The following is a 26,319-nucleotide window of genomic DNA, read 5'->3' on the forward strand; positions in this document are numbered from 1 at the left end:
GCCGAGGACCACCCGTGCGCAGATCGAGGGGCATGGCAGAGTAAGCGGTGATGTCGAACGCAACTGGTACCCGGGTCCATAGGTCGAACCTGCCGCTCGTCGCCGCGGCCACCGGCGCGACCCCGTCACGCCGTCCGGTGTGGTTCATGCGGCAAGCCGGTCGCTCGCTGCCCGAATACCGGGCCATCCGCGCCGATCACGGCATGCTGGAGTCCTGCTTCGACGCCGAACTGGTCTGCGAGATCACCATGCAGCCCGTCCGCCGGCACGACGTCGACGCGGCGATCCTGTTCTCCGACATCGTGGTGCCGCTCAAGGCCGCCGGCATCGACCTCGACATCGTCGCGGGCACCGGGCCGGTGATCGCCGAGCCGGTGCGCTCGCCCGACGCGGTGTCGCGCATCCCGCGGCTGGAACCGGCAGCGGTCGGCTCGATCGCGCGGGCCATCGAACTGCTGCTCGGCGAGCTGGGGGACCAGGCGGCGCTGATCGGCTTCGCCGGAGCGCCGTTCACCTTGGCCTCGTACCTCATCGAGGGCGGCCCGAGCCGCAACTACGAGCGGACCAAGGCGATGATGCACGGCGACCCGGAGACGTGGGCCGAGCTGATGGCGCGCCTCGCGGACATCACCATCGCGTTCCTGCGTGTCCAGCTGGAGGCCGGAGTCGACGCGATCCAGCTCTTCGACTCGTGGGCGGGCATGCTGTCGGCCGCCGACTACCAGCGTTTCGTCGCACCGCACAGCGCCCGTGTCCTGGCCGAGGTCGCCGGGTACGGCGTCCCGCGCATCCACTTCGGCGTCGGCACCGGTGAGCTGCTCGCCCCGATGGCGCATGTCGGTGCCGATGTCATCGGCGTCGACTGGCGTGTGCCGCTCGAGGAGGCCGTGCGCCGGGTGGGTCCGGGTAAGGCAGTGCAGGGCAACCTCGATCCGACACTGCTGTTCGCCGGCCCCGACGTCGTCGGCGCCGAGGTCCGCCGGGTGGTCGCCGACGGCGACCGGGCGATCGCCGCCGGGGCGGTCGGGCACATCTTCAACCTCGGACACGGCGTGCTGCCCGGCACCGACCCGGACGTGCTGACCCGGGCCGTCGAAGTGATCCACAGCCTCTGATGTCCCCGCGGGTCCGGATCGCGATCGTCGGCGGCGGGATCTCCGGTCTGACCGCCGCCTACCGCCTTCGTCGTGCGCTCGGGCCCGACGCGCACCTCGACCTGCTCGAGGCCTCCGGACGGGTGGGCGGGGTCCTGCACACCACGACGGTCGGCGGTCGGGCCGTCGACGTCGGGGCCGAGGCGTTCATCGTCCGGCGACCCGAGGCGCTCGAACTCGTCACCGAACTGGGCCTCGCCGACCGGATCGTCTCGCCGACGCCGCGCCGTCCCGCGGTGTGGTCGGGTAAGCGGTTGCATCCGTTGCCCAGTCCGGCGCTGATTGGCATCCCGGCCGGACCGGCCGTCGTCGACGGTCTCGCCGACCCCGAGGACGTCGACCGCATGTCCGGTGAACCCGACCGTTCGATGCGGTGGGAAGCCGGGACCGATACGTCGGTCGGGCAGCTGGTCGCCGACCGGTTCGGGCCCTCGGTGGTGGCGCGCAGCGTCGACCCGATGCTCGGGGGTGTGTACTCCAGTCTCGCCGGCGACATCGGGGTCCGCGAGGCGCTACCGGCGCTGGCCACGCGCCTCGACGCGGGCGCGCCGTCGCTCACCGCTGCCGTCGGCGACCTCATCGCCGCGGGGGCCGGGGCCTCGGGGCCGGTCTTCGGCGCCCTCGTGGGCGGATACCAAGTCCTCCTCGACGCCCTGCGGGCCGCGGCCGGCGTCGAACCCGAGATCTCGTGTCCGGTCACCGAAGTCACTCCGTCGGGGGCCGGGTGGGTGCTCGACTTCGGTACGGCTCGCGACCCGCGACCGTACGACGCCGTGCTCCTGGCCGTGCCGGCCTGGCGGGCGGGGGAGCTACTGGGTCGGTCCGCGCCGGACCTGTCTGCGCCGTTGCGCGCGGTCCGGGGCGCCTCGTCGGTGGTGGTGTCGATCGCGCTCGCGCCGGGGACCGAGCTGCCCGATCACTCCGGTGTGCTGGTGGGGACCGGAGAAGGATTGCGCGCCAAGGCTTTCACGTTCAGCTCGCAGAAGTGGGCGCATCTGTCGGATGGAGACCGGCCGGTCTCGGTGCGGGCGTCGTTCGGGAGGTTCGGTGCGGTGGTACCGGATGAGACGACCGAACCCGGCGTCGACGACCGGCTGCGTCGTGAGGCACTCGAAGACCTCGACGAGGTGTGCCGCGCCGCCGGTGTCGCACCGGTGTCGTTGCGGGTCGTCGACGCATACGTCCAGCGTTGGGACGACGGACTGCCGGTGTATGCGCCCTGGCACCTCGCCGCGATGTCGCAGGTGCTGGCCGCGCGGCCGTCGCGTCTGGCCTTGGCCGGGTCGTCGTATGCCGGGGTCGGGGTGCCGGCATGTATCGGCCGGGCCGGTCGCGCGGCGGCCGAACTGCTGGCAGATCTGACGTGACCCGACTCCGCTGACCTGCCTGGTCGCCGGGTGGGCGCCGGTGGCACGATGGCACCCATGAGCCGCTTGGATTACGCAGAACTCAACTCGACGATCCGCTACCTGATGTTCTCGGTGTTCGCGGTCCGCCCAGGTGAACTGGGTGCTGATCGCGATCAGGCCAAATCCGACGCCGCGGACTTCTTCAAGTCCCTCGAGGACACCGGCGTCGTCGTCCGCGGTGTCTACGACGTGTCGGGTCTGCGCGCCGACGCCGACTTCATGATCTGGTGGCACGCCGAGGACGTCGAGCCGATCCAGGCCGCCTACGCGAAGTTCCGTCGCGAGACCGTTCTGGGACGGGCGTGCAACGCGGTGTGGAGCAACGTCGCGCTGCACCGGCCCGCCGAGTTCAACAAGAGCCACATCCCGGCGTTCCTCGCGGGCGAGGACCCCGGCAACTACATCTGCGTGTACCCGTTCGTGCGGTCCTACGAGTGGTACCTGCTGCCCGACGAGGAGCGGCGCAAGATGCTCGCCGACCACGGCAAGGCAGCGCGTGCGTACAAGGACGTCCGCGCCAACACGGTGTCGTCGTTCGCGCTGGGTGACTACGAGTGGCTGCTGGCCTTCGAGGCGCCGGAGCTGCACCGCATCGTCGATCTCATGCGTGATCTGCGCGCCACGGAGGCGCGGATGCACGTGCGCGAGGAGACCCCGTTCTTCACCGGACCGCGGGTCGAGGTACCGGCGCTGATCGACGCCCTGCCCTGAGCCGCGCCGAGGGACCGGCTGCTACTCGGCCGGTTCCAGCGTCAGGCTGATGGAGTTGATGCAGTAGCGCAGGTCGGTGGGGGTGTCGTAGCCCTCACCGGCGAAGACGTGGCCGAGGTGGCTCTTGCAGTTCGCGCAGAGCACCTCGACGCGCCGCATGCCCAACGAGTTGTCCTCGACCTCGATGATCTTGTCGCCGGCGAGCGGGGAGAAGAACGACGGCCAGCCGCAGTGCGATTCGAACTTCTGCTCGCTACGGAACAGTTCGGTGTTGCAGGCGCGGCACCGGTAGATGCCGACCGTCTTGGTGTCGGTGTACTCACCGGTGAACGGCGCCTCGGTGCCCGCCTGGCGGAGGACACGGTACTCGGCCGGCGTCAGGCGCTGGCGCCACTGCTCGTCGGTGAGTTCGGCGAGATTCTCGGCGTCGGTCGACGGGGTGCTGTCGGTCATGTCCTCCACGGTAGCGCGCCCGGCAGGATCGACTGTGTCAGCGCTGTTTCGACAGGCCTACGGTCTCGTTCTCGGTGGCACCGGTCTCGGCGGCGAGGATGCGTGGCGCGTCGGTCTCCGAGCGGACCGGCGGCACCATGCCGGCCACCCCGTCGGACCGCATGTCGAGGTAGCGGAACAGCAGCGAGCAGAACACCGCGATCATCAGGAGTGACCAACCCCAGGTGACCTTGTTGTACTCGACCATCCAGCCGAACGCCGTCCAGCGGTCGGAGTAGAAACCGTCGAAGGTCATGCACCCGTAGACACCGAGCCAGGCGGGCCAGTTGCGCATCGGCGATCCGGGCAGCAGCACCGTCATCAGGAGCGGGAACAGGAGCATCGAGTAGTAGCCCTGGCCGAGCGAACCGACGAGGAAGGTCGTGCACAGCAGCACCCCCGACGATGCCGTGATCCACAGCAGTTCGTTGGTCCTGCGGTAGTAGCGGTACAGGAACCACAGCGAGAACGCGGCCATCGCGACGAAGGCGACGCGGAGCAGTAGTACCAGCCAGGGTGCGACGCCGAAGTACGCGCCGTTGCCGGCGATCGAACTGTTGTAGTAGTCGCGCGCCTCGCCGAGGTACGGGACGGTCCGGCTGATGAAGTCGTTCGCGTCGACCGACAGGGGCCAGGCGACGATCGTCAGGACGACCGGAACCACGATGGCGAGCGCGAACACCCGCCACTGCCGGTTGAGCAGCGGCAGCAGCATCAGCGGCGCCAGCACCGGTTTCACCGCGAGGGTGAGGCCCATCGGCACGCCCGCCCACCAGTCGTGCCGGCTGAGCATCAGCATCAGGAAGGCGAGGAGGCCGAGGAGCACGAACGAGTTGAAGTTCGTGAAGATCAGTGTGTGCGAAACGGTCTCGGTGCTGAAGAAGAAGAACAGGACCGTCGGCATGACCCACGAGTTGAACGCGAACCCGAACATGCGGGTGAGCAGGTAAGCGCAGATCAGCAGCGCGATGACGCTCGCGGCGATGAAGGCCCAGCGGGCGCGCTCGTAGTCGATGACGGCGACCGGCGCCATCAGCAGGGTGCCCGACGGCGGGTAGAGGTAGTGCGGGTCGACCGTGGCGTAGTTCTCGCCGTAGACCGGCAGGCCGTTGAGGAAGTTGTAGGCCGCGGCGTACACCGGTTTGAAGTCGTCGGTGCGGTCACCGTTGACACCGAGGAACACCGAGCGGTGCACGACCATGAGCAGGCTGATCGGCCACAGGACCATCGGGATGATCCGCTGAGCACTCATCGGGGGATAGAGATACCTGTCGAGATTGGCCACCCGCGAACCGTACTACGCGCGCCGCCGAGCTCAGAACCGTGCGGCGTGGTCCGGGGACTCAGGTGGGGCAGCCCCGCTGGGTCGGACCCTGCAGCGGCGCCCGATCGACGTACTCCGCGACGACCCCGGCGGCGCACGCACTGCGTCCCAGGACCGAATAGCCCAGGCCGTCCCAGGTGACGGTCACCGGTTCGGCCTCGGCGTTCATGAACAGCGGCACGAGAGCATTGGCTCCCTCGCCACCGTTGATCGGGTCGCGCGTCCCGTTGAGGATCAACGGGTCGGCGGGCAGCGACGTGGGTGGCCGGACCGGATTGCCCGACGCCCAGCCGTTGCACCGGACGAGTGACAGCGCACTGTTCGCGCCGGTGAGGGGGTTCTGCTTGGACCACGCGTCCACCAGACCCGGCACCTCGTTCTGTCCGACCGGGCCGGTCACGTCGTTGCAGCGGGACACCAGGGCGCCGTCGGGGAGCCGCAGGGCCGCGGCGCGATCGGCGAGGCGGACCAGCGCCGCGGTCTGACCGCGGTCGGCCGCTGCGATGGCATCTGCGAGGTCGAGCAACGATCGGGGGCGGTCCGGCGCCAGGGCCAGGGTCGTGGTGATCGCATCGAGCGCGGCCGTGTCGGAGAGCGACTCGAGGTCGCCCGCCCGTGCCTTGCCCAGCATGCGGGTCATCGTCGCGACCCCGTTGGACCCGAGCGCGCAGCCCGGTAACGCCGAGCACCGCTGTGCGAAGCCCTGGAGCGTGACCTGGACGCCCCGCGCCTGGGACTGTGCGCGATCCCGTGCGTTCGCGCCGAACGGGGTCGGGGTGTCGAGGATGATCCGCCCGGCACGTCCGCCGTACAGGGACGCGTAGGTGAGCACGACGTCGGAACCCTCACCGGTGCCGATGAGCCCGAGATGTTCGACGTCCCAGCGTTGCCGCAGGGACTCGAGGTCCGCGGCGGCGTTCGCGGCCCCGAAACTCAGTTGGTAGGGGGTGAGCGTCTCCGTGCACCCGTCCGAGGCCGATGATGCGGCCGTGGACAGGCGCGAGATCCGCGCGTCCGTCGTCGTGGCGCGGTCGACGAGGCCGTTGTTGGCGATCGTCGTGCGTTCCAGTCGGGTCATGCAGTCGATGTCGCTGCTGAGCGGGATGCCGCGGTGGTCGACCGCGACCACGGGGTGCGAGGAGAGGAACGCCCGGCCCTGGCCGGCGGTCATCACCATCAGCGTCCGCGACGACGGCAGATCGGAACCGGAGGTGAGGACGAGCGGCGCGGCGTCGGGTGGGGTGTCCGCGGTCCGGGCGCGCGTCACCGCGACCGACACGACCTCGCCGTCGGGTTGGTCGCGGTCGATGGGCGAGTCGTATTCGGCACATTCGATCGTCACGCCCTCCGGACGTGGCACCCCGTATCGTTCGCTCGTCTCGGCGGCGCACTCGCTCCACTCGAGATCGGTCTTCGGCACCGTGAGCGCCGGGGCGGGGGGAGCGGTCGACGACGACGGTGCCGGTCCCTCCTGACCGCCACCCCCCGGGATCAGGTCGGGACCACGATCGGGACCGACGGCGCAAGAGGACAGGACGATCGCCGCGATCACGCCGGCGACCACACCCGCGAGAGCCCTCGGGCGGGAGTTCGGTGCTGCGCCGACGGCCGGGGTGTGCGCTCTTGGCATGTCCGCGAGCGTAGTCAACGAATCCGCGAGGACGCTCGAGCCGGGTGTCGGGGTGAGTCCCGGACCGGGAGCGGACAGCTCACCGGGCGGACGGGCGGCCGTCGCGGACCCAGCGGGTGAACACGAACCCGTCGTCATCGGTCATGATCGACGCGGGGTGCAGTGCGCGCAGGACCGCCGCCCCCTCGTCGGTGACCGCGATGCGGCCGGCGCTCCCGCCGACGAGGTGCGGGCTCGTGGTCAGACACAGTTCGTCCACGGCATCGGCCGTCACGAGTGAACCGAGCAGGCTAGGGCCGCCCTCGCAGAGCACCCGGGGCCATCCGCGAACACCGCAGTGCTCCAGGATGGCCGCGGTCGACACGGTGTCGTCGCCGCAGTCCACCAGCGTCGCGCCGGCATCGAGCAGAGCCCGCCGGCGATCGGCGGGCGCGTTCGAACAGGTGAGGACGACGGTGTTCTCGTGGGACACGGGCTCGAAGTCGGGCGGTATCGACAGCGACCGGGACACGAGCGCGAGTGCCGGGGCGGGCGCCTGCCCCAGCGATCGCCGGACTGCGGCGAGGGCGTCGTCGGGTGCGGGTTGCCCGTATCCCTCGGTGGTCGCCGTGCCCGCACCCACGAGGACGACGTCGGCGAGCCCTCGCAGCACGCGGAACACGGCTTTGTCGCCGGGACCGCCGAGACCGCCGGACTTGCCGTCGACGGTGACCGCACCGTCGATCGACGACACCATGTTCGCCCGCACGAACGGCGTGCCGTCGTCCGGATCCGTGGACGATCGAGGGGGGTAGGAGTAGAGCTCGGCCAGCCGGACCAGCTCGTCCTCGGATGTGACCTGGGTCGCTTTCTGCAGGTGGAACATGCGTTCATCATTACGCGCCTGGCTACTCTCCACACATGGTGGCCCGACTCTGCGATCGCAACCCTGCGACCTCGCCCGACGCACTCATCGACGAGATGGTGCCCCCGTCGACCTTCGACGACGTGAGCTTCGACTCCTACATCCCAGACCCCAACGAGCCGTCGCAGGCCGAGGCGGTGGCCAAGGCGCGCGACTTCGTGGCGCGGGCGTCGAAGGCGCGCTCGGGCAAGAAGGGCCTGTTCTCCCGGAAGGCGCCGGCCCAAGGGGTCGGTCTGTACCTCGACGGCGGCTTCGGCGTCGGCAAGACCCACCTGCTGGCGTCGATCTACCACTCGATGCCCGCACCGAAGTCGTTCGCGACATTCGTCGAGGTCACACACGTGGTCGGCGCGCTGGGCTTCGTGAATGCCGTCGAGCGGCTCTCGCAGCACACGGTGCTGTGTATCGACGAGTTCGAGCTCGACGACCCGGGCGACACGATGCTCGTCTCCCGGCTGCTGACCGAACTCACCGCCAAGGGCGTGTCGATCGTCGCCACCTCCAACACGCTTCCCGGCCAGCTGGGTGAAGGCAGGTTCGCCGCCCAGGACTTCCTGCGGGAGATCCGCAAGCTGTCCGCGGTGTTCGAGACGATCCGCGTCGACGGTCCCGACTACCGTCACCGCGATCTGCCGCCGGCGCCGGAGCCGCGCAGCGAGTCCGAACTGACCGAGATCGCCGAGTCCACCGACGGCGCGACCCTCGACGACTTCGATGCTCTGTGCGACCACCTCAGCACGCTGCACCCGTCGAAGTACAAGGACCTCGTCGACGGCGTCTCCCTGGTCTGCATCTCGGGGGTGCATCCGGCCGAGGACCAGTCGGTGGCGCTGCGCCTGGTGGTGCTCGCCGACCGTCTCTACGACGCCCACATCCCGGTGACCGTCTCGGGTGCGAAGCTCGACGAGATCTTCACCGAGGAGATGCTCGCGGGCGGTTACCGCAAGAAGTACCTGCGCGCCACGTCGCGCCTGCTGGCTCTCTCGCGGTTCGCGGAGTCGGCGGCCTGATCTCCGTACAAACCCACCTCTTCTCCGTAAACCCACCCGATCCGAGCGCGGTGGGTTTACCGAAAAGGGGTGGGTTTGCGGGTGGGCGCGACTGAGCCCGCCGGTTCACAGCCGCTGCGTGAACACGTAGTCGTGCTCGATGCTGTCCCCGAGGGTGAAGGTCTTCACGCCGGCGCGTTCGAAACCCATCTTCGTGTAGAACCGCTGGGCCCGGACGTTGAGCTGGTTCACGCCCAACCACACCAGAGCACTGCCGTGCGACCGTGCGCGATCGAGCGCGGCACCCATGAGCAGGTGCGACGGAGTCGTCGCGCCCTCCCGCGAATGATGGTCGCGCAGCACGTACATCTTCGAGATCTCGCTCACCGGACGCTCGGTCACGACCGCACACACGTCGGGGTGCGTCGGATCGTCGTGGATCACCAGCGCGTACCCGAGGATCGGTCCGCCGACACCGTCGCGCGCGACCAGGACATCTGCAGTCGGATCGGCGATGTGATCACGAAAGTTGTTCTCCCGCAGATTGTCGGCGACGAAATTCTCGATGTCGGCCGGTGCGGCGTGCGGCGGGCACGCGAGCGGGAACGTGACGGCGGCGACCTCGGCGACTCCCGCCGCCGCTGCGGGGTCGGTCACGACCTCCACGGTGACATCGGCGATATCTGTGGCACCGGGATCGCTCACGACAGCGGACGAGCCGGATCGGCGGTCCAGGCGTTCATCGATCCGTCGTAGACCGCGACGTCGTCGCGTCCGAGGCTATGTAACGCGAAAGCCGCTGCGGTGGCGGCGATCCCGCCGCCGCAGTAGGTGACCGGGCGTACCGACGGGTCGAGGGCGCCGACATCTGCAAACAGTTCGCGCAGCTCCTCTAGCGGCCGGAGGCGCCCTGCGTCGTCGACCAGTTCGGCGAACGGGACGTTGACGCTGCCGGGGATGTGGCCGCCCGCGAACGACTCCCGGTCGAGCGCGTTGACCAGCAGGACGGACGAATCGCCGGTGGCGGCAGCGACCTCGTCGGTGGAGACGATCCGCTGGGGCCGGCGGCGCGGGGTGAACGAAGCCGGGGTGGTCGTGACCTCGCCGGTCTCGACCGGGAGGCCGCCCGCGGTCCAGGCGGCGTATCCGCCGTCGAGGACGAGTACGCCGTCGAAGCCCTCGAGTCCGAACTGCCACCACAGTCGCGTGGCCCAGATGCCGTTGGCGGTGTCGTACACGACGACGGTGGAGTCGTCGCCGATGCCGAGGCGGCCGACCGCGCCGGCGAAACGCGCGGAGTCTGCGGCGGCGAACGGTGCTTCGCCGTCGGGGTCGCTGAGGTCGGTGATCTGATCGGCGAACACCGCGCCGGGCAGGTGCCCGGCCAGATAGGTCTCCCGACCGGAGGCGACGTGTGCGCCGTCGGCATCGAAGGTCAGATGGACGGTGGCGTCGACGATGCGGAGATTCTCCTCGCCGAGGCGGGCGGCGAGATCGGTGGCGGAGATGAGGGGCGTCATGACAGCCACGGTAGTCCCGTCAGTCGACGAGGGGTTCGGCGACGAAATCGTCGAGGTCGACACTGCGCGTCCGCGCCCAGTAGTCGACGATCCGCCACGGCAGGACGGCGACGACGCGTCCGTCGGGGTTGCGATACCAATTGGTCATCGCCGGATGCGTCCACACCATCTGCGCGTGGGCTCGGTCGACGGCGTCGTTGTATTCCTCGGTGACGTCCCGCCGGACTTCCAGTGCGCCCAGCCGGTTCTCGATCATCGCGCGGAGAGCGTCGCAGACATAGCGCACCTGGTACTCGAGGATGCTGATGAAGCTGCCTCCGTGTCCCAGTGCGGTGTTCGGCCCGGTGAGGATGAACAGGTTGGGGAAGTCGGGTGCGGTGATCCCGAGGTAGGCGTACGCGTCGTGATCACCCCACGCCTCGACGGTGTTCTGCCCGCTGCGTCCGACGATGTCCATGGGGTAGAGGTAGCGGTCGCTGTGGAACCCGGTCGCGAACACGATGATGTCGAAGTCGTGGGCGGTGCCGGTGCCGTCGACGAGTCCATCGGAGGTGACCCGTTCGACGCCGTGCGGTACCAGCTCGACGTTCGGCCTGCGCAGCATGCGAAACCAGCCGTTGTCCAACAGCATCCGCTTCCCGAAGGGCGGATAGTCGGGCGTCGACAGGTCGATGAGGTCGTCGCGGTCGCCCAGTTCGCTGCGCAGGTAGCGCAGGTAGAACTCGCGGTGACCGTGATTGACGGCGTTGATCGACGCGGTCGGCTCGGGCCAGTCCGGGTCGATGCGCAGGGTCGAGTGGACCTTGTCGTTGAAGATCCACGACAGCCGTGCGCGGTACCACTCCCGGTACCCGGGGAGGTTGTCCATCAGCCAGTGCACGTCGTCGCCGACCGGCGCGAAGTAGTCATCGTTCGGCGCGATCCACTGCGGTGAGCGCTGGAAGATCGTCAGCGATCCGACCCGATCGGCGATGGCCGGCCCGATCTGCATCGCGCTGGCACCGGATCCGACGATGGCGACCCGTTTGCCGGTGAGCGCGCCGGGCCCGTCGAGTTCGTCCGGCCATTGTGCGGAATGGAAGATCGGACCGGTGAAGTCGTCCATCCCCGGAAGTTCGGGAAGCTTGGGGCGGTTGAGGAGACCGACTGCGCTGATGAGGATCCGGGCGGTCAGGGTGTCCTGGTGGCCCTCGCGGTTACGGACGTGGACCGTCCAGCGCTGGGTCTCGGCGTCGTAGGCAGCCGAGAGGACCTCGGTGCCGAAGCGGACGCGATCGCGCACCGCGTGCCGGTCGGCGAAGGCCTGTAGGTAGCCCTGCACCTCGTCGCGCTTGCCGAAGTGCGTGGACCACGGGTGGTCGAAGGACGAGATCGAGTACAGGTAGCTCGGCGTGTCCACGCCGGCGCCGGGGTAGCGGTTTTCGTACCACGAGCCGCCGACCTCGTCGTTCTTCTCCAGCACGGTGTGCTCGACGCCGGCTTCGGCGAGTTGCGTGGAGATCAGCATGCCGGCCACACCGGCGCCGATGACCAATGCGTCCATCGACGTGGCGAGATCGTCGGGCAACGCCGGCAGATGTGTGTCCCGGAGGTCGCCGCGGACGATCTCGGTCATCATCGGCGCGAATTCCGGGGCAACCTGCTCGCCCGCGGTGAACGACATCAACGATGCGACGAGTGCCTCGTCGGCCGGCTTCCGCGCGGGCCGGCCGTGGTCGTACCAGTCCTCGAGGGCGCCGACGACCGCCGCGCGGATCTCCTGCTGGACGTCCTCTCCGAGCCCGCCCGAGGAGTTGTCGTCCATGCCTCGGCTCCGCGTCGGGCGGTATCGATCGGCCATCCACCGGTGGTCACCCGTCAGCTCCACGAGGACCGCGAGCAGGGTCGGGATGTTGCCCGCCGCCACGAATGCCCTGATCTCCGCTGTGGTCGGGCGCGTCTCCGGACGCAGCGAAACAGATGTCATGGATAAAACTAACCACTGTTAGTAGTGCGTCGTCAACACCGCGTTTTGCTCGGATTGACGGGCCTTGACGGCGAAAACGAGCTGTGTCACTGTGTCCTCAGTCATACTAACAACGGTTAGTGAGCACGGAGGATTGACATGGATCTCAGCGAGGCAATGCGCACGACGGGCACCTGCCGCTACTTCAGCGACCGCCCGGTGGAGGACGAGGTGCTGTACCGGGCGTTCGACGACGCGCGCTTCGGCCCGCAGGGCGGCAACCGCCAACCCGTCCGTTGGGTCGTCGTCCGCGACGAGGTGACCAAGAAGGCTCTCGCCGACCTCTACCTGCCGTTCTGGGAGGGTTATTACGCCGCGGTCGTCGAGGGGTCGAAGAAGGTCGGCGCCATCCCCAAGACCGTGGAGAGCGCCAACTATTTCGCGCACCACCTCGCCGAGGTGCCCGCCCTGATTGTGGTGTGCGCCGAGATGGACGGACTGCACCCGACCGACCACGAGCTCGGCAGGCTGAGCGTCGTCGGCGGTGCGTCGATCTACCCGAGCGTCCAGAACCTCACCCTTGCGCTGCGGCAGCAAGGCGTGGCCACTGCGCTGACGACCCTGCTGTGCGCTGCCGAGAACGAGGTGAAGGACCTCCTGGGCATCCCCGAGGGTTACCTCACCGCCGCCCACATCGCCGTCGGTTATCCGCGTGACGACTTCCCCCGCAAGCTGTCCCGGACCCCGGTCGAGGAGATCGCCTTCCTCGACCGCTTCGACAACCGGATGTTCGCGTGAGCGCCCCCGCCGTGAATCCCTCGACGCGCACTCTCTCTCCCGCACAGACCTCGATGCTGGGCCGGGCCACGATCGGTGACCAGCTGCGTCGCCTGGCCCGGTCCCAGGGTTCGACCCCATCGATCGTGGCCTACGACGCGGAAGGCGGACGTACGTCGACGTCGTACGCGGAGCTGAACACGATGGCCAACCGGGTCGCCCATGTGCTGCTCGACCTCGGCGTCGGGCGCGGGGATCGCGTTGCGGTGATGAGTCGTAACCGGGTCGAGACGGTCGCCACCTACTACGGCGCCCTCAAGGTCGGTGCCGCGTATTCCGGCGTAAGTCCCATGTTCCGGGAGGGCGAGGTCGCCCAGCAGCTCCGGCACCTGGAACCGACGGTGCTCGTCGTCGAACAACCTCTGTCCGCGTTGGCCGGCCCCATCGCCGACAGTCTCGGCATCTCGGTTCTCGTCGTCGGCGACGACGAGGCGAACTCATGGAACTCGTTCGACGAGTCCGTCGCGGCGGCTGACGATTCCGAGCCCGACTGCGAGGTCGACGAACACGATCTCGCGATGATCGTCTACACCAGCGGCACCGAGTCGACGCCGAAGGGCGTCGAGATCGCCCATCGGAACTACCTCATCTCCACCTCGCCGGCGTACACGTGGGGGCTGCGCTGCCGCAACGACGACGTGTGGCTCTACGTGATGCCGTTCCACACGATCGCCGGGATCGGCTCGCTGACCTCGTTGACGCTGCTGGGCGCCACCCTGGTGCTGCCCGCCGCGGTCGACCCGGCGACGGCGTTGCGGATGATCCGCGACGAGAAGATCTCGGTGCTGGCCCAGACGCCGACCTTCTTCATCGCGCTCGCCAACCACCCCGACTTCGGGGCCGACACCGTCGGTTCGGTGCGCCGCTGCCTGACCTACGGCGGTCAGGTGTCGCCGCACGCGGTCGACGCGTGGGCCGCGGCGACCCCGGAATCGGTCTGGGGTACCTACTGGGGACAGTCCGAACTCACCCAGCTGGGCTCGGTCGGCTGGTTCCGGCGGCTCGAGGACGTGCCGGACCAGGACCCGACCTGGATCGGCAAACCAGTCGGGCACCTGGAGGTCCGGGTCGTCGACGCCGACGGCAACGACGCCGAAGAGGGCGAACTCCTGTGCCGCACACCGTCGGTCATGCTCGGCTACCACAAGGACCCCGAGCGCACCGCGCAGGCCTTCGAGGGTGGCTGGGTGCACACCGGTGACATCGTCCGCATCGATGCGGAGGGCAACCTGTTCTTCCGCGACCGGCGCAAGGACATGATCAAGACCGGCGGGTTCAACGTCGCATCGCAAGAGGTCGAGCGTGTCCTGCAGGCGCACCCCGACGTCGAGCGCGCGGCCGTCGTGGGGCTGCCCGACCCGTACTGGTCGGAGGCGGTCACCGGATTCGTGGTGCTCCGCGCCGGCGCGGAACACACCGGCGACGACATCCGTGAGTACTGCCGCACCGACCTGGCATCGTACAAGGTGCCCAAGGAGGTCCACGTCGTCGACGCACTGCCGACCGACGCCCAGGGCAAACTGCTCAAGCGCGAGTTGAGGAAGGCCTATGGAACCGGTCAGGGCTGAGATCGACGCCGACGCGGCAACCGACGAACACCGGACGGCGCCGGCGCGGCGGCCCCGCCGACGCCGCGACGAGATCGTCGAGGCCGCGGCCCGCTACTTCGCCGATCACGGCTACTCCAACGCCGGGATGCGTGACATCGCGCAGGCGGTCGGTATGCGGGGCGCGAGCCTGTACAACCATTTTCAGTCCAAGGAGGAGATCCTCTACGCGATCGCCCTGCGGATGACCGAGGATCCGCAGCAGGATCTGCTGCTGCTCGATGCCGAGGGCGGTCCCGTCGAACGGCTCACGAACCTGATCGAGGCGCATGTCCGGCGGTTGGCGCGACACCGGGTGGAACACCTTGTCGCCCTGCGGGAGCTGTCGGCGCTGACACCCGAGCATCGACGGGTGGTCACCGACTATCGGAAGTACTACCAGCGTCGAATTCGCGATGTTATCGCCGCCGGCGCCCGACTGGGGCTGTTCGAGGTCCGCGACCCGCACCAGTCGGCGATCGCGGTGCTGGACCTGATGAACGGGATCAGCTGGTGGCTGAACGACTCTCACGATGTCGACCAGTTGGTCCGCGATTACGTCGACTTCACGATCGGTGGTGTTCTCCACCATCGTCCGACGTCGTGAGCGGACCACTCGCCGGCGTGCGGGTGGTCGAGATGCCCGGACTCGGGCCGACCCCGCACGCCTGCATGCTGCTCGCCGATCTCGGCGCCGACGTCATCCGGATCCGGCGGCCCGGCCCCGATCTGCCCGGGCCCGACGGTATCCCGGATGCCGACGCCGGTCTGTACCGGTCGCGACGCACCGTTGACGCCGACGTCAAGGACCCCGACGACGTGGCCCGCATCCGTGACCTGATCCGGCGCGCCGACATCGTCGTGGAGGGGTTCCGGCCGGGCGTTGTGGAACGTCTCGGGCTGGGTCCCGAGATCTGCTCCGACGCACCGCAACTCATCTATGCGCGCATGACCGGGTGGGGTCAGGACGGGGATCGTGCCGCGAGCGCGGGGCATGACATCAACTACCTGGCGGTCACCGGTGTGCTCGAGGCGATGGGTCCGGCCGGTGCGCCGCCGGTGCCACCGCTCTCGCTCGTCGGCGACTTCGGCGGGGGGTCGATGCTGCTCGTCGTCGGCGTGCTGGCCGCTCTGCACGACCGCACTCGGACCGGCCGAGGCCAGGTGATCGATGCCGCCATGGTCGATGGTGCCGGGCTGCTCGGGGCGCTGCAGTGGTCGTGGAAGGCCGCCGGACGCTGGGGTTCTCGGGACCAGGGCAACCTGCTCGACGGTTCGGCGCCGTTCTACGCGACGTATCGGTGCGCCGACGACAAGTTCGTCGCCGTCGGCGCGCTCGAGGAGAAGTTCTGGCGGAACCTGGTCGACACCCTCGGCCTCGGCGACCTGCCCGACCGGTGGGACCGTGCCGCGTGGCCGGTGATCAGCGCGGAACTGCAAGCCCGCTTCGGGTCGCGTACGCGCGACGAGTGGGGGAGTGTGTTCGACGGTGTGGACGCCTGTGTGACACCGGTTCTCGACTTCGACGAGGCCGCCGCAGACCCGGTCGCGGTGCAACGCGGTTCGTTCGTGCGCGTCGATGACGCGATCGCCCCCGCGCCGGCACCGCGGTTCTCGCGGACCGTGCTGCCCGCGCCCTCGGGTCCGTCGGCGGCGTCGTTGGGGGAGGTCGTGGAGGAGTGGTCGGCGGGGATCTAAACGGCCGATGAGCCAACGAAAAACCCCCGGAGCGATCCGGGGGTTTTGTCGTGGTGCGCGATACAAGGATTGAACTTGTGACCTCTTCCGTGTCAGGGAAGCGCTCTCCCACTGAGCTAATCGCGCGGGTATGGAATTGTGCAGCGGTGGAGGTGGCGACGGGAATCGAACCCGTGTACACGGCTTTGCAGGCCGTTGCCTCACCACTCGGCCACACCACCAGATGCGAGTCGACTCGCGCCGAGCGGATGACGGGATTCGAACCCGCGACCCTCACCTTGGCAAGGTGATGCGCTACCAGCTGCGCTACATCCGCATGCCCACGAGCGATCTTGTGGATCGTGCTGCTCGCGGTGCGAAGAGAAACTTACGCGATGGTTTCCGAACTATCCAAATCGCCTGGTCAGCGACGTGTCCGCGAGTGAATCCCCAGCGTGTGATTCGCTCGCGCGCCGTTGGGGAGGGTTTGTGACGTGGCCCACCGCGGTGATTTGGGACTTCTGCGCAACCCGTGTAATCTTCTGGCTCGTGCGCAGGCGCCCCCGGCACTGACCGAAGGCGCCCGACACGGTCCCGTGGCTCAGTGGAAGAGCGTCCCGTTCACACCGGGAAGGTCGCTGGTTCGATCCCAGCCGGGACCACCACAGTTCCACAAGCCCCGCCGACATCGGCGGGGCTTTTTTTGTTCGATCTCACCCGGTTATCTCGCCGGAACTCGGCGTTCGGTCGGTCGGATGAACAGTGCCTACAACTGCCGATCACCTCGCCTCGCGGCGCTACGATCCGGCGGCAGCGGCAGTTGGGTCATCGGGAGGTCACGGCCGCAGGGACATGCTTGGAGGCAAGTTGAAGCGACTCATCACCGGAATCCTCGTCACGATGGCTTTGAGCGGAGGACTGCTAGCGGGTGCCGGCGGGGCGTCGGCGGCACCGTCTTCGGTTCAGCGCGAAGGCGGACCCTGTTATCAGCACGAGTACGGCATGGACTCGGCCGACGGCACGCTGTACTGCTCCGCCGAAAACGCCAGCTGGCGCAGCTACGCAGTAACCAGTGCGCCCAAGGTCCGCCTAGGCGCCCCCTGCCCGAAGCTCGGTGCTCGCGCGATGGTGTACCAGACCGACGGCATCGCCACCTGCCGCCAGTCGAACAGCGCCGGTTTGCGATGGCAGTGGTAATCGCCGCACCAGCGTTTCGTCCGTTCGGCATCACCGACCTGCGTCAGTACGGACTACACCCCTGAACGAACACGGGCCGATATGGCTGTCCCGCAACCGCATCGACGTCGGCGAGAACCCGGGCCAGCACGACGACCGCGGCGTCTGCGGACCGCTGCAACGGCGCGGCGAGGAGCGCGTAACCGTGTCGCATCGTCACCGTGGCGACGATGCGCGCCTGCCAGGCCGGCGCGTCGGCCGGCGGTGACTGGATGCCGTCGAGAACGCGGCAGGTCGACCGCTGCGCGAGCTCCTCACCGTCGTTCCCGGTCGAGAGATCGATGAGTACGTCGACCACTCGCCGCTGGTCGGGTCGTAGCGCAGAGTCGTCGGGGGGTGGCCAGGGGTCGAGCCGCGGGCGCACGACCTCGGACGGGGTCTCGAGTGCGATGTGGATCGGTGGAACTGGACCGTCGGCGGTGCTCGACGAGGTGTCGCGCGTCATCGCGACCGGCTCTATGCCTTCCCCGACGCATGCGACGGTCAGCGTCGATGATGCCGCGATGACCAGTACGACTCCGAGGGTTGCTCGTAGCGATGACATGGTGTCGTCCCCAAGGTGATCTCGTCACCCACCGAGGTCAACGGTAGTCCGGCACGGACCGTCGCGATCCAGCTGTCCACCGAACAACCGACCACGCCCCACGGCGTTGCGCGTGATGTATCTCACAATCAGGCCGTACGCTCGCCGCGTGGCCGCGAAGACTGCCGTCGAATCGCCGGAGTCGTCTCGTCCTGTGCCCGCACGGATCCCGACAGCGGCGATCGTCGTGGCGGCCGTCGTCGCGGTCGGGGTGATCGCATGGCACATCGCGGCGTTCCCGATCACCAACCCGTTCTACGGGCTCTTCGAGAACGCCACCGATGCCCGCGTCTATCGCGCGGGCGCGGCCACCGTGCTCGACGCGGGTCCGCTGTACGACGCACATGTCCTGTGGCGACTGCACTTCACCTATCCGCCGTTCGCCGCGGTCGTGTTCGTCCCGCTGGCTCTGCTCACCGAGGCCGTCGCCAACATCGTCTGGTGGACAATCGGTTTCGCCGCGCTCACCGGCGTGATCGGGATGTGCCTTCGGAGCCTGCGCTACCGGCCGGACGGTCGCCTGATCATGTTTGCCGCCCTACTCGCGATCTCGTCGACCGCCCTCGAACCCATCCGAACCACCATCTGGCTCGGACAGGTCAACCTCCTGGTGATGACCCTGATCCTCGTCGACCTGGTGTTCCTCTCGACGACATCGCGGTGGCGCGGAGTCGCCATCGGCATCGCCGCCGGGATCAAACTGACACCGCTGTTCGCCGTCGTCTACCTGTTGGTGACCCGCCAGTGGCGCGCGGCAGCCACGGCGCTGGCGACGTTCGCGGCGACCGTGATGATCGGATTCCTCGCCGTCCCCGCCGACTCGTGGACCTACTGGACCCGCCACCTCACGGACACCGAACGCATCGGCCGGGCCGACTCGCCGGCCAACCAGTCGATGCGCGGATTCGTGTCACAGATGCTGTCCCACTTCGACATCGGGCGGTTCGCCGAGCCCGCACCCGGCGGACCCGTCTTCGTCGCACCGACGTGGCTGTGGCTCCCGCTCGCGCTGGTCGTCGCCGCGCTCGGACTGCTCGCCGCGGTGGTTGCCCACCGCGACGGTCGCGACCTCCTCGCGGCCACGATCGTCGGGATGACGATGTGTGCGGTCTCACCCTTCGCGTGGGGACACCACTGGGTCTGGTGCGTGCCGCTGTTCGTCGTCGCGCTGGATCTGGCGATGCGGCAGGGGAGTACGGCTCGCACATGGTGGTATTGGCTCGCGCCGGCCGGCGTGGCGACGCTGACGTTCACCTGGTGGCGGCACTGGTGGGACAGCGGGCCATACCTGACCTCCGACCATGCGATCGCGTTGGGGCTTTTCATGATGCCGCGAAACGGTGACGACTCCGTCGTGGGCGATCTGCTCGTCGTGCTGTACTCGGGCTGCTATCCGCTGCTTCTCGCGGTCACCGTGTCCGCGACTCTGATCGACGGCGCGCGGCGGAGGCGACGGCGCCGCTCGACCACCCTGCCGACGCCGGAGGCCCACACCTGCATCGCGTAGCCTGGACGTCACTTTCCAGGCCGAGACGAACACCGGGCCGAAGTGCGCAGCGGGCCGAATGAACGAGGTGGGAGACGATGCCGACACCGGGGGCGAGCGAGTCCGGAGTGAACGAGACGTCCACACCGAGCGGCGCGCGGACGTCGGCCGACGCGGACCGCGGGTCTCTCCGGCATCGCCTGCGCATCCGCGCACGCCATCGTCGCTACGTCGTGCGCAGCAACCCGAAATGGCATGGCATGTACCGCATCGCGGTCGGGACCATCGGCACGATCGTCCTGCTGTGCGGCATCGTCGCGATCCCGTACCCGGGCCCGGGCTGGCTCATCGTGTTCCTCGGACTGGGCATCCTGGCGTCGGAGTTCGACTGGGCGCACCGGTTGCTGAAGTTCGCGCGGGCGAAGTACGACGCCTGGATGGACTGGATCGGTCGGCAACACTGGTCGGTACAGGCCGTCTTCTGGCTCGCAACCTGTGCCATCGTCATCGCCACCCTGTGGGTTCTCGGCGCGCTCAACACCGTCGCCGGGTGGGTCGGCCTCGACTACGGCTGGCTGGCGAGTCCGATCTTCGGCTGATCTCCGACGCCGCAAGGTAGGGGTGCACTCCACGACGACCCGTCGCGGATACCATCAGAGTCGCAAACGTCCGACCCGGACGCGTCTTCGCGTGTCCGCCCCAACCCGAGGAGCGACCCCGTGCCCGACGACGTCCAGGTGACCAGCCCCGCCACGATCCGTGTGCCGGCTGGGACGACCGCGGGCACCGCACTGCGCGAGGCCGAGCTGCCCAACAAGGGCCCGGAGGCCATCGTCGTCGTCCGTGACGCGGGCGGGGACCTCCGCGACCTGTCGTGGGCACCCGACGCCGACACCGATGTCGAACCGGTCGCCGCGAACACCGAGGCCGGCCGCAGCGTGATCCGGCACTCCACCGCACACGTTCTCGCGCAGGCGGTCCAGGAGCTGTTCCCCGAGGCCAAGCTCGGGATCGGCCCGCCGATCAAGGACGGCTTCTACTACGACTTCGACGTCGCCGAACCCTTCACCCCCGAGGACATCACCGCCCTCGAGAAGAAGATGAAGCAGATCATCAAGTCGGGTCAGCGGTTCTCGCGGCGGGTGTACGAGTCGAAGGACGAGGCCCGCGCCGAACTGGCCGGCGAGCCGTTCAAACTCGAACTCATCGACGACAAGGGCGCGGCCGACGACGCCGAGGTGATGGAGGTCGGCGGCGGGGAACTGTCGGTCTACGACAACCTCAATCCGCGCACCGGAGAACGCATCTGGTGCGACCTGTGCCGCGGACCGCACGTCCCGACCACCAAGTACATCGCGGCCTTCAAGCTGACCCGCAGCTCGGCGGCGTACTGGCGCGGCGATCAGGCCAACGCCGGTCTGCAGCGCGTCTACGGCACCGCGTGGGAATCGTCGGAGGCGCTGGACGCACACCTGGAGATGCTCGCGGAGGCCGAGAAGCGCGATCACCGCAAGCTCGGCGCCGAACTCGACCTGTTCAGCTTCCCCGACGAGCTCGGCTCGGGACTCCCGGTCTTCCACCCGAAGGGCGGCATCATCAAGCGCGAGATGGAGGACTACGTCCGCGCGAAGCACATCGAGAACGGCTTCCAGTACGTCGGCACCCCGCACATCTCGAAGGAACATCTGTTCCACCTGTCGGGCCATCTGCCGTACTACGCCGACGGCATGTTCCCGCCGATCCACGTCGACGAGGAACGCAACGAGGCAGGGGAGATCACCCGCCAGGGGCAGGACTACTACCTCAAGGCAATGAACTGCCCGATGCACAATCTGATCTTCCGGTCGCGCGGACGGTCGTACCGTGAACTGCCGCTGCGGCTCTTCGAGTTCGGTCACGTCTACCGCTACGAGAAGTCGGGCGTCGTGCACGGTCTGACCCGCGTCCGCGGGTTCGCCCAGGACGATTCGCACAGCTATGTGACGCCGGAACAGGCCAAGGACGAGATCAAGCATCTGCTCGACTTCATCCTCGGGTTGCTGCGCGACTTCGGCCTCGACGAGTTCTACCTCGAGCTGTCCACCCGTGACGACTCGCCGAAGTTCATCGGTTCCGCGGAGCAGTGGGCCGCCGCGACCGCCATCCTCGAAGAGGTGTGCGTCGAATCAGGTCTCGACCTCGTGCCCGACCCGGGTGGTGCCGCCTACTACGGACCGAAGGTCTCGGTTCAGGCGAAGGACGCGATCGGGCGTACCTGGCAGATGTCGACCATCCAGTACGACTTCAACCAGCCGGCCGGATTCGACCTCGAGTACACCGCCGCCGACGGCACCAAGCAGCAGCCGGTGATGATCCACTCGGCGAAGTTCGGCTCCATCGAGCGGTTCTTCGGCGTGCTCACCGAGCACTACGCGGGCGCGTTCCCGGCGTGGCTCGCACCGGTCCAGGTGGTCGGCATCCCGGTCGCGGAGGCGTTCGAGGAGCATCTGTACGACGTGGCAGCCGACCTTCTCGCCGCCGGTGTCCGCGCCGAGGTCGACGCCTCCGACGACCGCATGCAGAAGAAGATCCGCAACCACACCACCGGCAAGGTGCCGTTCATGCTGCTCGCCGGCGAACGCGACGTCGAGGCCGGGGCGGTGAGCTTCCGGTTCCGCGACGGCACGCAGGTCAACGGCGTGCCGGTCGCCGATGCGGTGTCGGTGATCGTCGAGTGGGTCCGGAGCAGGCGCAACGAGTCGCCCACCAAGGAGTTGGTCGAGGCCGCGCTCGGCGAGGTGGAGACGGTCGTGGTGGCGGGAGCGCTCGATGAGTGACGCCGCGTTCGGTGAGGCGCCCGGCGAGATCCGGGACGAGGGTGTCGGTGTGGCGGATCGCCTGCAACGGCTGTGGAGTCCCCACCGGATGACCTACATCGCCGACCCGCAACCGGCCGAGAAGACGGGGCACCCGTTCCTCGACATCCCGACCATGAGCGATGAGGACGGTCTCATCGTGGCGCGTGGTGACACCGTCTACGCGGTGCTGAACCTGTACCCCTACAACCCGGGGCACACCATGGTGGTGCCGTACCGGCAGGTCGCCGACCTCGAGGATCTGACCGCCGCGGAGTCCGCGGAACTGATGGCGTTCACGCAGCGGATGATCCGCACGATCAAGGCGGTGTCGAACCCCAACGCATTCAACGTGGGTCTGAATCTCGGCTATGCGGCGGGCGGTTCGTTGTCCGAGCACCTCCACCAGCACATCGTGCCGCGATGGATGGGCGACGCGAACTTCATCACCATCGTCGGCGAGACAAAGGTCATGCCCCAGTTGCTCCGGGACACCCGCGGACTGCTGGCCACCGCCTGGCAACGGCTGGACGACTGACCCCGCTGTGAGCGATCGGGTGCCGGTGCGATCAGGTGAGGCGATGTCAGACGAGAGCGATCGGGAAGCGCTGAGGCACGACGCGGCGCGAGATGGGGGAGGAACTCGGCGATGCTGAGCATTCTGGGTCGGGCATCGGTCTCGAAGGTGACCCTCCCGATGGGTCGCGCGCTCCTGCGGACCGGGCTCACGCCGGACTCGGTGACGGTGATCGGCACGCTGGCCGGCGTCGCAGCCGCCCTCACGTTGTTCCCGATGGGGGAGCTGTTCTGGGGCACGCTGGTCATCTGGCTGTTCGTGATGTTCGACATGCTCGACGGCGCGATGGCCCGTGCCCGGGGCGGCGGCACGCGATTCGGCGCGGTTCTCGACGCGACCTGTGACCGCGTCGCCGACGGCGCCATCTTCGCCGGCCTCGCCTGGTGGTGCGCGGTCACCGAACCCCACGATCTGCTCCTCGTCGCGACCCTCATCTGTCTGGTGACCTCCCAGGTCATCTCTTATGCCAAGGCCCGCGCGGAGGCGAGCGGCCTGTACGGCGACGGCGGTCTCATCGAGCGGCCCGACCGGCTGATCATCGTGCTCGTCGGCGCCGGTCTCACGGGTCTCGGCCTGTGGTGGGCCATCCACGTCGCGATGTGGTTCCTCGCGGTCGCCAGTGTCATCACCGTCGGGCAGCGGATGTGGTCGATCGCGCAGTCGCCGGGTGCGCGGGACCTCATCCCCATCGCCTCGGAACCCGCAGACACCGAGCCCGCAGAAGCCGAGAACGGCGATGCCGAACCCTCGTCCGGCTCGGACGGTCAGACCCCGCCCGCGGGACAGCGATGACCGATCTCGGCGCGATGGCCGCCGATCTCGGGTACCGGGCCGGCTGGGCCGCCGTCCGCTGGGCTCCGGAACGGGCGGCGCGGGGTCTGTTCGACCGTGCCGGCAGCTACGCGGGTCGTCGTGGCGGTGGCCCGGACCAGTTGCGCCGCAACCTGGCCCGTGTCCTGGGCGTGGAACCCGCACAGGTGCCCGACGACCTCGTCGCCGACGCCATGCGCTCCTACGCCCGGTACTGGTGCGAGGCGTTCCGCCTGCCGACGCAGGATCGTGCGACCGTCACGTCCACCGTTGCGCTCCCCGACGAGGACCGGGCCCGCCTGGACGCCGCGCTGGCCCGGGGTAAGGGAGTCATCCTGGCGCTGCCGCACACCGGCAACTGGGACATGGCCGGGGTCTGGCTGGTCCACCACTACGGCAGATTCGCGACGGTAGCCGAACGCCTGAAGCCGGAGTCACTGTTCAACCGGTTCGTCGCCTACCGGGAGTCGCTCGGCTTCGAGATCTTCCCGCTGAGCGGTGGCCAGCAACCCCCGTTCGGGCAGCTGGCCGACCGGCTCCGCGCCGGCGGCATCGTGTGCCTGCTCGGCGAACGCGACATCGCCCGGCACGGGGTGCCGGTGACCTTCTTCGGCGAACGAACCCGCATGCCGGCGGGGTCCGCACGGCTGGCGATGGAGACCGGTGCCGCGCTGATGCCCGTCCATCATTGGTTCGAGGAGGCGCCGCGTTCGATGATGTGTTGCGGGGAGCAGATCGACGTCTCCGGTGGGATCGAAGCCGCCACCCAGGCCCTCGCCGACGCCTTCGCGGTCAACATCGCCGCGCATCCGGCGGACTGGCACATGCTGCAGCCGCTCTGGGAGAGCGACTGGACCGACCGTCAGCGCGGTCGCGTGGAGCAGGACGGGACGCCGACATGACGACGACCAGGGGAGTGCCATGCGAATCGGAATGATCTGCCCTTACTCCTTCGACGTGCCCGGGGGTGTGCAGGCCCACGTCACCGAACTCGCCGACGTCTTCCTGGACCGGGGCCACGAGGTCAGCGTGCTCGCCCCAGCCGGCCGCGATACCGAACTGCCGGAGTACGTCGTCCGGGCGGGACCCGCGCTGGCGATCCCGTACAACGGCTCGGTCTCCCGGGTGAATTTCAGTCCCAAGGGCTACCTGCGATTGCGTCGCTGGGTCGCCGAGAACGGCTTCGACGTCCTGCACGTCCACGAACCGAATTCGCCGAGCATCTCGATGCTGTCGTTGATGGTGGCCTCCGGCCCCATCGTCACCACCTTCCACACCGCCACCTCGAAATCGTTGTGGCTGAGCGTTTTCCAGGGAATCCTGCGGCCGTACCACGAACGGATCGCGGGCAAGATCGCCGTCTCCGAGCTCGCACGTCGCTGGCAGATGGAGTCACTCGGCTCCGATGCCGTCGAGATCCCGAACGGCATCAACGTCGCGTCCTTCGCCGACGCCGAGCCCCTCGAGGGGTATCCGCACCCGGGCGGCACGATCTTGTTCCTCGGTCGTTTCGACGAACCGCGCAAGGGCATCGACGTGCTCATGCGTGCACTGCCCGCGGTCGTGGAGAGGTTCCCGTACGTGCGGGTCCTGGTCGTCGGCGGCGGCAACCAGGCGGCGCTGCGGCGGCGGGCGGGTCCACTCGCCGAACACCTGGTGTTCCTGGGGCAGGTCGACGACGCGACCAAGGCGCGGGCGCTGGCCTCCGCCGACGTCTACTGCGCCCCCAACCTCGGCGGCGAGAGCTTCGGCATCGTCCTGGTCGAGGCGATGGCGGCCGGGGCGGCGGTGATCGCCAGCTCCCTGAACGCCTTCCGGCGAGTGCTCGACGACGGCCGGGCCGGGCGACTCGTCGAGACGGGGTCCCCCGATCAGCTCGCCGCCGGCCTCGTCGAACTCCTCGCCGACCCGGAGGCGCGCGCCGATCTCGTCGCCGCCGGACGGATTCGGGCCGACAAGTACGACTGGTCGCGGGTGGCCGACCAGATCCTGCGGGTCTACGACACCGTCACGGTGGGAGCCGGTCCGGTCGTGGTGTCGGACTGATGGCCACCTGGATCGTCCTCGGCGTGGTGGCCGTGCTGCTCGTGGCGGGATGGGCCTACCACACGGCCAACCGCCTCGACCGGCTCAACGTCCGTGTCGATCTCGCCCGCCAGGCGCTCGAATCGAACCTCGACCGGCGCGCGGTGGTCGTGCGTGCCGTGTCCGCGGAGATGATCGCCGGCGACGGCGCCGCGAACTCCCGCACGTCCGTCGACGACGGCGTCGCCGCCCAGGCGCGAGAGCTCGCCACGCTGGCCGATCGCGCCGAGCGGGCCGCGCCGTCGGCACGTGAGGACGCCGAGAACGCGCTGTCGGCCGCACTGGCGCGCACCGACCCGAATCGTCGGTCCGCGGCCCTCGTCGTCGAACTCGCCGACGCCGAGACGCGGGTGATGATGGCGCGTCGGTTCTACAACGACGCCGTGCGTGACACCAGGGCTCTCGCGCAACGACGGCCCGTTCGATGGCTGCGGCTCGGCGGCCACGCGGCACCCCCGGAGTACTTCGAGATCATCGAGCGCGTCACCCCAGGCCAGGCGGACTGATCCCTCGTCAGCGGCCCTCGGCCC

General features: G+C 68.7%; 25 protein-coding genes and 4 tRNA genes. 18 read left to right on the forward strand and 11 right to left on the reverse strand.

All coding sequences use genetic code 11. The annotated features are described in order from the left end of the window. Window positions 1-50 precede the first annotated feature (50 nt). Genes hemE through hemQ form a run of 3 tightly spaced genes read left to right on the forward strand, consistent with a single transcriptional unit; the run spans window position 51 to window position 3,274 of the window. Window positions 51-1,115: a uroporphyrinogen decarboxylase gene (gene hemE / locus FFS52_RS02770; protein WP_137808749.1), complete on the forward strand. Its 1,065-nt coding sequence runs from the start codon at window positions 51-53 to the stop codon at window positions 1,113-1,115. Then, complete coding sequence (locus FFS52_RS02775; protein WP_137808750.1) at window positions 1,115-2,521, forward strand: FAD-dependent oxidoreductase; 1,407 nt, start codon at window positions 1,115-1,117, stop codon at window positions 2,519-2,521. Before hemE ends, FFS52_RS02775 begins: the two co-directional genes overlap by 1 nt. Window positions 2,522-2,578: 57 nt before the next feature. After that, window positions 2,579-3,274: a hydrogen peroxide-dependent heme synthase gene (hemQ, locus tag FFS52_RS02780; protein WP_058250316.1), complete on the forward strand. Its 696-nt coding sequence runs from the start codon at window positions 2,579-2,581 to the stop codon at window positions 3,272-3,274. 21 nt (window positions 3,275-3,295) lie between these two features. Here the strand turns inward: hemQ and msrB are convergent, their stop codons facing one another. The 4 genes from msrB to FFS52_RS02800 all read right to left on the reverse strand — a co-directional run bounded on the left by msrB (window position 3,296) and on the right by FFS52_RS02800 (window position 7,585). After that, window positions 3,296-3,727: a peptide-methionine (R)-S-oxide reductase MsrB gene (gene msrB / locus FFS52_RS02785; RefSeq protein WP_058250317.1), complete on the reverse strand. Its 432-nt coding sequence runs from the start codon at window positions 3,725-3,727 to the stop codon at window positions 3,296-3,298. 37 nt (window positions 3,728-3,764) lie between these two features. Beyond that, window positions 3,765-5,051 (reverse strand): glycosyltransferase family 87 protein, encoded by a 1,287-nt coding sequence (locus FFS52_RS02790; RefSeq protein WP_137808751.1) that lies wholly within the window; start codon window positions 5,049-5,051, stop codon window positions 3,765-3,767. Window positions 5,052-5,109: 58 nt separating this feature from the next. Then, the gene (locus FFS52_RS02795; RefSeq protein WP_137808752.1) at window positions 5,110-6,720 is read right to left on the reverse strand and encodes an alpha/beta hydrolase; all 1,611 of its coding nucleotides are present in this window, start codon (window positions 6,718-6,720) and stop codon (window positions 5,110-5,112) included. Between the two features lie 79 nt (window positions 6,721-6,799). Continuing rightward, a complete protein-coding gene (locus FFS52_RS02800) occupies window positions 6,800-7,585 on the reverse strand; it encodes a pyrimidine reductase family protein (protein WP_137808753.1) in 786 nt (261 codons plus the stop codon). Window positions 7,586-7,620: 35 nt separating this feature from the next. Between FFS52_RS02800 and zapE the strand changes: the two genes are divergently transcribed. Then, window positions 7,621-8,634 carry a cell division protein ZapE gene (zapE, locus tag FFS52_RS02805; RefSeq protein WP_137808754.1) on the forward strand — a complete coding sequence of 338 codons (1,014 nt, stop codon included), beginning with the start codon at window positions 7,621-7,623 and terminating at the stop codon, window positions 8,632-8,634. 105 nt (window positions 8,635-8,739) lie between these two features. Here the strand turns inward: zapE and FFS52_RS02810 are convergent, their stop codons facing one another. Genes FFS52_RS02810 through FFS52_RS02820 form a run of 3 tightly spaced genes read right to left on the reverse strand, consistent with a single transcriptional unit; the run spans window position 8,740 to window position 12,099 of the window. Next, window positions 8,740-9,270: a GNAT family N-acetyltransferase gene (locus FFS52_RS02810; RefSeq protein ID WP_249356397.1), complete on the reverse strand. Its 531-nt coding sequence runs from the start codon at window positions 9,268-9,270 to the stop codon at window positions 8,740-8,742. A gap of 44 nt (window positions 9,271-9,314) precedes the next feature. Further along, window positions 9,315-10,133 carry a sulfurtransferase gene (locus FFS52_RS02815; protein ID WP_137808756.1) on the reverse strand — a complete coding sequence of 273 codons (819 nt, stop codon included), beginning with the start codon at window positions 10,131-10,133 and terminating at the stop codon, window positions 9,315-9,317. Window positions 10,134-10,152: 19 nt separating this feature from the next. Then, window positions 10,153-12,099: an NAD(P)/FAD-dependent oxidoreductase gene (locus FFS52_RS02820; RefSeq protein WP_137808757.1), complete on the reverse strand. Its 1,947-nt coding sequence runs from the start codon at window positions 12,097-12,099 to the stop codon at window positions 10,153-10,155. Window positions 12,100-12,237: 138 nt separating this feature from the next. On the opposite strand from FFS52_RS02820, the gene FFS52_RS02825 reads away from it, so the two are divergent. Genes FFS52_RS02825 through FFS52_RS02840 form a run of 4 tightly spaced genes read left to right on the forward strand, consistent with a single transcriptional unit; the run spans window position 12,238 to window position 16,199 of the window. After that, on the forward strand, window positions 12,238-12,876 hold the full coding sequence (locus tag FFS52_RS02825) for a nitroreductase family protein (RefSeq protein WP_137808758.1): 639 nt from the start codon (window positions 12,238-12,240) through the stop codon (window positions 12,874-12,876). Continuing rightward, window positions 12,873-14,483 (forward strand): class I adenylate-forming enzyme family protein, encoded by a 1,611-nt coding sequence (locus tag FFS52_RS02830; protein WP_137808759.1) that lies wholly within the window; start codon window positions 12,873-12,875, stop codon window positions 14,481-14,483. Before FFS52_RS02825 ends, FFS52_RS02830 begins: the two co-directional genes overlap by 4 nt. After that, on the forward strand, window positions 14,464-15,108 hold the full coding sequence (locus tag FFS52_RS02835) for a TetR/AcrR family transcriptional regulator (protein WP_137808760.1): 645 nt from the start codon (window positions 14,464-14,466) through the stop codon (window positions 15,106-15,108). The genes FFS52_RS02830 and FFS52_RS02835 overlap by 20 nt, the downstream gene beginning before the upstream one ends. Then, entirely contained in the window at window positions 15,105-16,199 is a 1,095-nt protein-coding gene (locus tag FFS52_RS02840; protein ID WP_137808761.1) for a CaiB/BaiF CoA-transferase family protein, read from the forward strand. The genes FFS52_RS02835 and FFS52_RS02840 overlap by 4 nt, the downstream gene beginning before the upstream one ends. A gap of 51 nt (window positions 16,200-16,250) precedes the next feature. Here FFS52_RS02840 and FFS52_RS02845 read toward each other — a convergent pair. The 3 genes from FFS52_RS02845 to FFS52_RS02855 form a co-directional block, all read right to left on the reverse strand. Beyond that, window positions 16,251-16,325 (reverse strand) — tRNA-Val (locus FFS52_RS02845). A 21-nt stretch (window positions 16,326-16,346) separates the two neighbouring features. Then, window positions 16,347-16,420, reverse strand: a tRNA-Cys gene (locus FFS52_RS02850). A gap of 22 nt (window positions 16,421-16,442) precedes the next feature. Further along, window positions 16,443-16,515 (reverse strand) — tRNA-Gly (locus FFS52_RS02855). A gap of 253 nt (window positions 16,516-16,768) precedes the next feature. Here FFS52_RS02855 and FFS52_RS02860 point away from each other — a divergent pair. Together FFS52_RS02860 and FFS52_RS02865 are read left to right on the forward strand one after the other, a co-directional pair. After that, window positions 16,769-16,843: transfer RNA gene (locus tag FFS52_RS02860), tRNA-Val, on the forward strand. 202 nt (window positions 16,844-17,045) lie between these two features. After that, window positions 17,046-17,375, forward strand: coding sequence for a hypothetical protein (locus FFS52_RS02865; RefSeq protein ID WP_249356400.1), 330 nt, complete (start codon window positions 17,046-17,048; stop codon window positions 17,373-17,375). Between the two features lie 43 nt (window positions 17,376-17,418). Here FFS52_RS02865 and FFS52_RS02870 read toward each other — a convergent pair whose 3' ends face one another. Further along, window positions 17,419-17,958: a hypothetical protein gene (locus FFS52_RS02870; protein WP_137808763.1), complete on the reverse strand. Its 540-nt coding sequence runs from the start codon at window positions 17,956-17,958 to the stop codon at window positions 17,419-17,421. Window positions 17,959-18,106: 148 nt separating this feature from the next. Here FFS52_RS02870 and FFS52_RS02875 point away from each other — a divergent pair, with 148 nt between their 5' ends. The 8 genes from FFS52_RS02875 to FFS52_RS02910 all read left to right on the forward strand — a co-directional run bounded on the left by FFS52_RS02875 (window position 18,107) and on the right by FFS52_RS02910 (window position 26,295). Further along, window positions 18,107-19,504 carry a glycosyltransferase 87 family protein gene (locus tag FFS52_RS02875; protein ID WP_249356403.1) on the forward strand — a complete coding sequence of 466 codons (1,398 nt, stop codon included), beginning with the start codon at window positions 18,107-18,109 and terminating at the stop codon, window positions 19,502-19,504. A 77-nt stretch (window positions 19,505-19,581) separates the two neighbouring features. Next, window positions 19,582-20,082, forward strand: a complete 501-nt coding sequence (locus tag FFS52_RS02880) for a TIGR02611 family protein (RefSeq protein WP_083207463.1) — start codon at window positions 19,582-19,584, stop codon at window positions 20,080-20,082. Between the two features lie 120 nt (window positions 20,083-20,202). After that, the gene (gene thrS, locus FFS52_RS02885) at window positions 20,203-22,299 is read left to right on the forward strand and encodes a threonine--tRNA ligase (RefSeq protein WP_137808764.1); all 2,097 of its coding nucleotides are present in this window, start codon (window positions 20,203-20,205) and stop codon (window positions 22,297-22,299) included. Continuing rightward, entirely contained in the window at window positions 22,292-22,855 is a 564-nt protein-coding gene (locus tag FFS52_RS02890) for an HIT domain-containing protein (RefSeq protein WP_058250257.1), read from the forward strand. The genes thrS and FFS52_RS02890 overlap by 8 nt, the downstream gene beginning before the upstream one ends. Window positions 22,856-22,966: 111 nt before the next feature. Then, complete coding sequence (gene pgsA / locus FFS52_RS02895) at window positions 22,967-23,686, forward strand: phosphatidylinositol phosphate synthase (RefSeq protein WP_068971774.1); 720 nt, start codon at window positions 22,967-22,969, stop codon at window positions 23,684-23,686. Continuing rightward, window positions 23,683-24,606, forward strand: a complete 924-nt coding sequence (locus FFS52_RS02900; RefSeq protein WP_137808765.1) for a phosphatidylinositol mannoside acyltransferase — start codon at window positions 23,683-23,685, stop codon at window positions 24,604-24,606. The genes pgsA and FFS52_RS02900 overlap by 4 nt, the downstream gene beginning before the upstream one ends. Window positions 24,607-24,625: 19 nt before the next feature. Continuing rightward, window positions 24,626-25,750 carry a glycosyltransferase family 4 protein gene (locus FFS52_RS02905; protein ID WP_068971776.1) on the forward strand — a complete coding sequence of 375 codons (1,125 nt, stop codon included), beginning with the start codon at window positions 24,626-24,628 and terminating at the stop codon, window positions 25,748-25,750. Beyond that, a complete protein-coding gene (locus FFS52_RS02910; RefSeq protein WP_058250261.1) occupies window positions 25,750-26,295 on the forward strand; it encodes an NUDIX hydrolase in 546 nt (181 codons plus the stop codon). Before FFS52_RS02905 ends, FFS52_RS02910 begins: the two co-directional genes overlap by 1 nt. Window positions 26,296-26,319: the final 24 nt, after the last annotated feature.

The organism is Gordonia sp. ALPHA1B1 (assembly GCF_005502615.1).
Classification (GTDB): Bacteria; Actinomycetota; Actinomycetes; order Mycobacteriales; family Mycobacteriaceae; genus Gordonia; species Gordonia hongkongensis.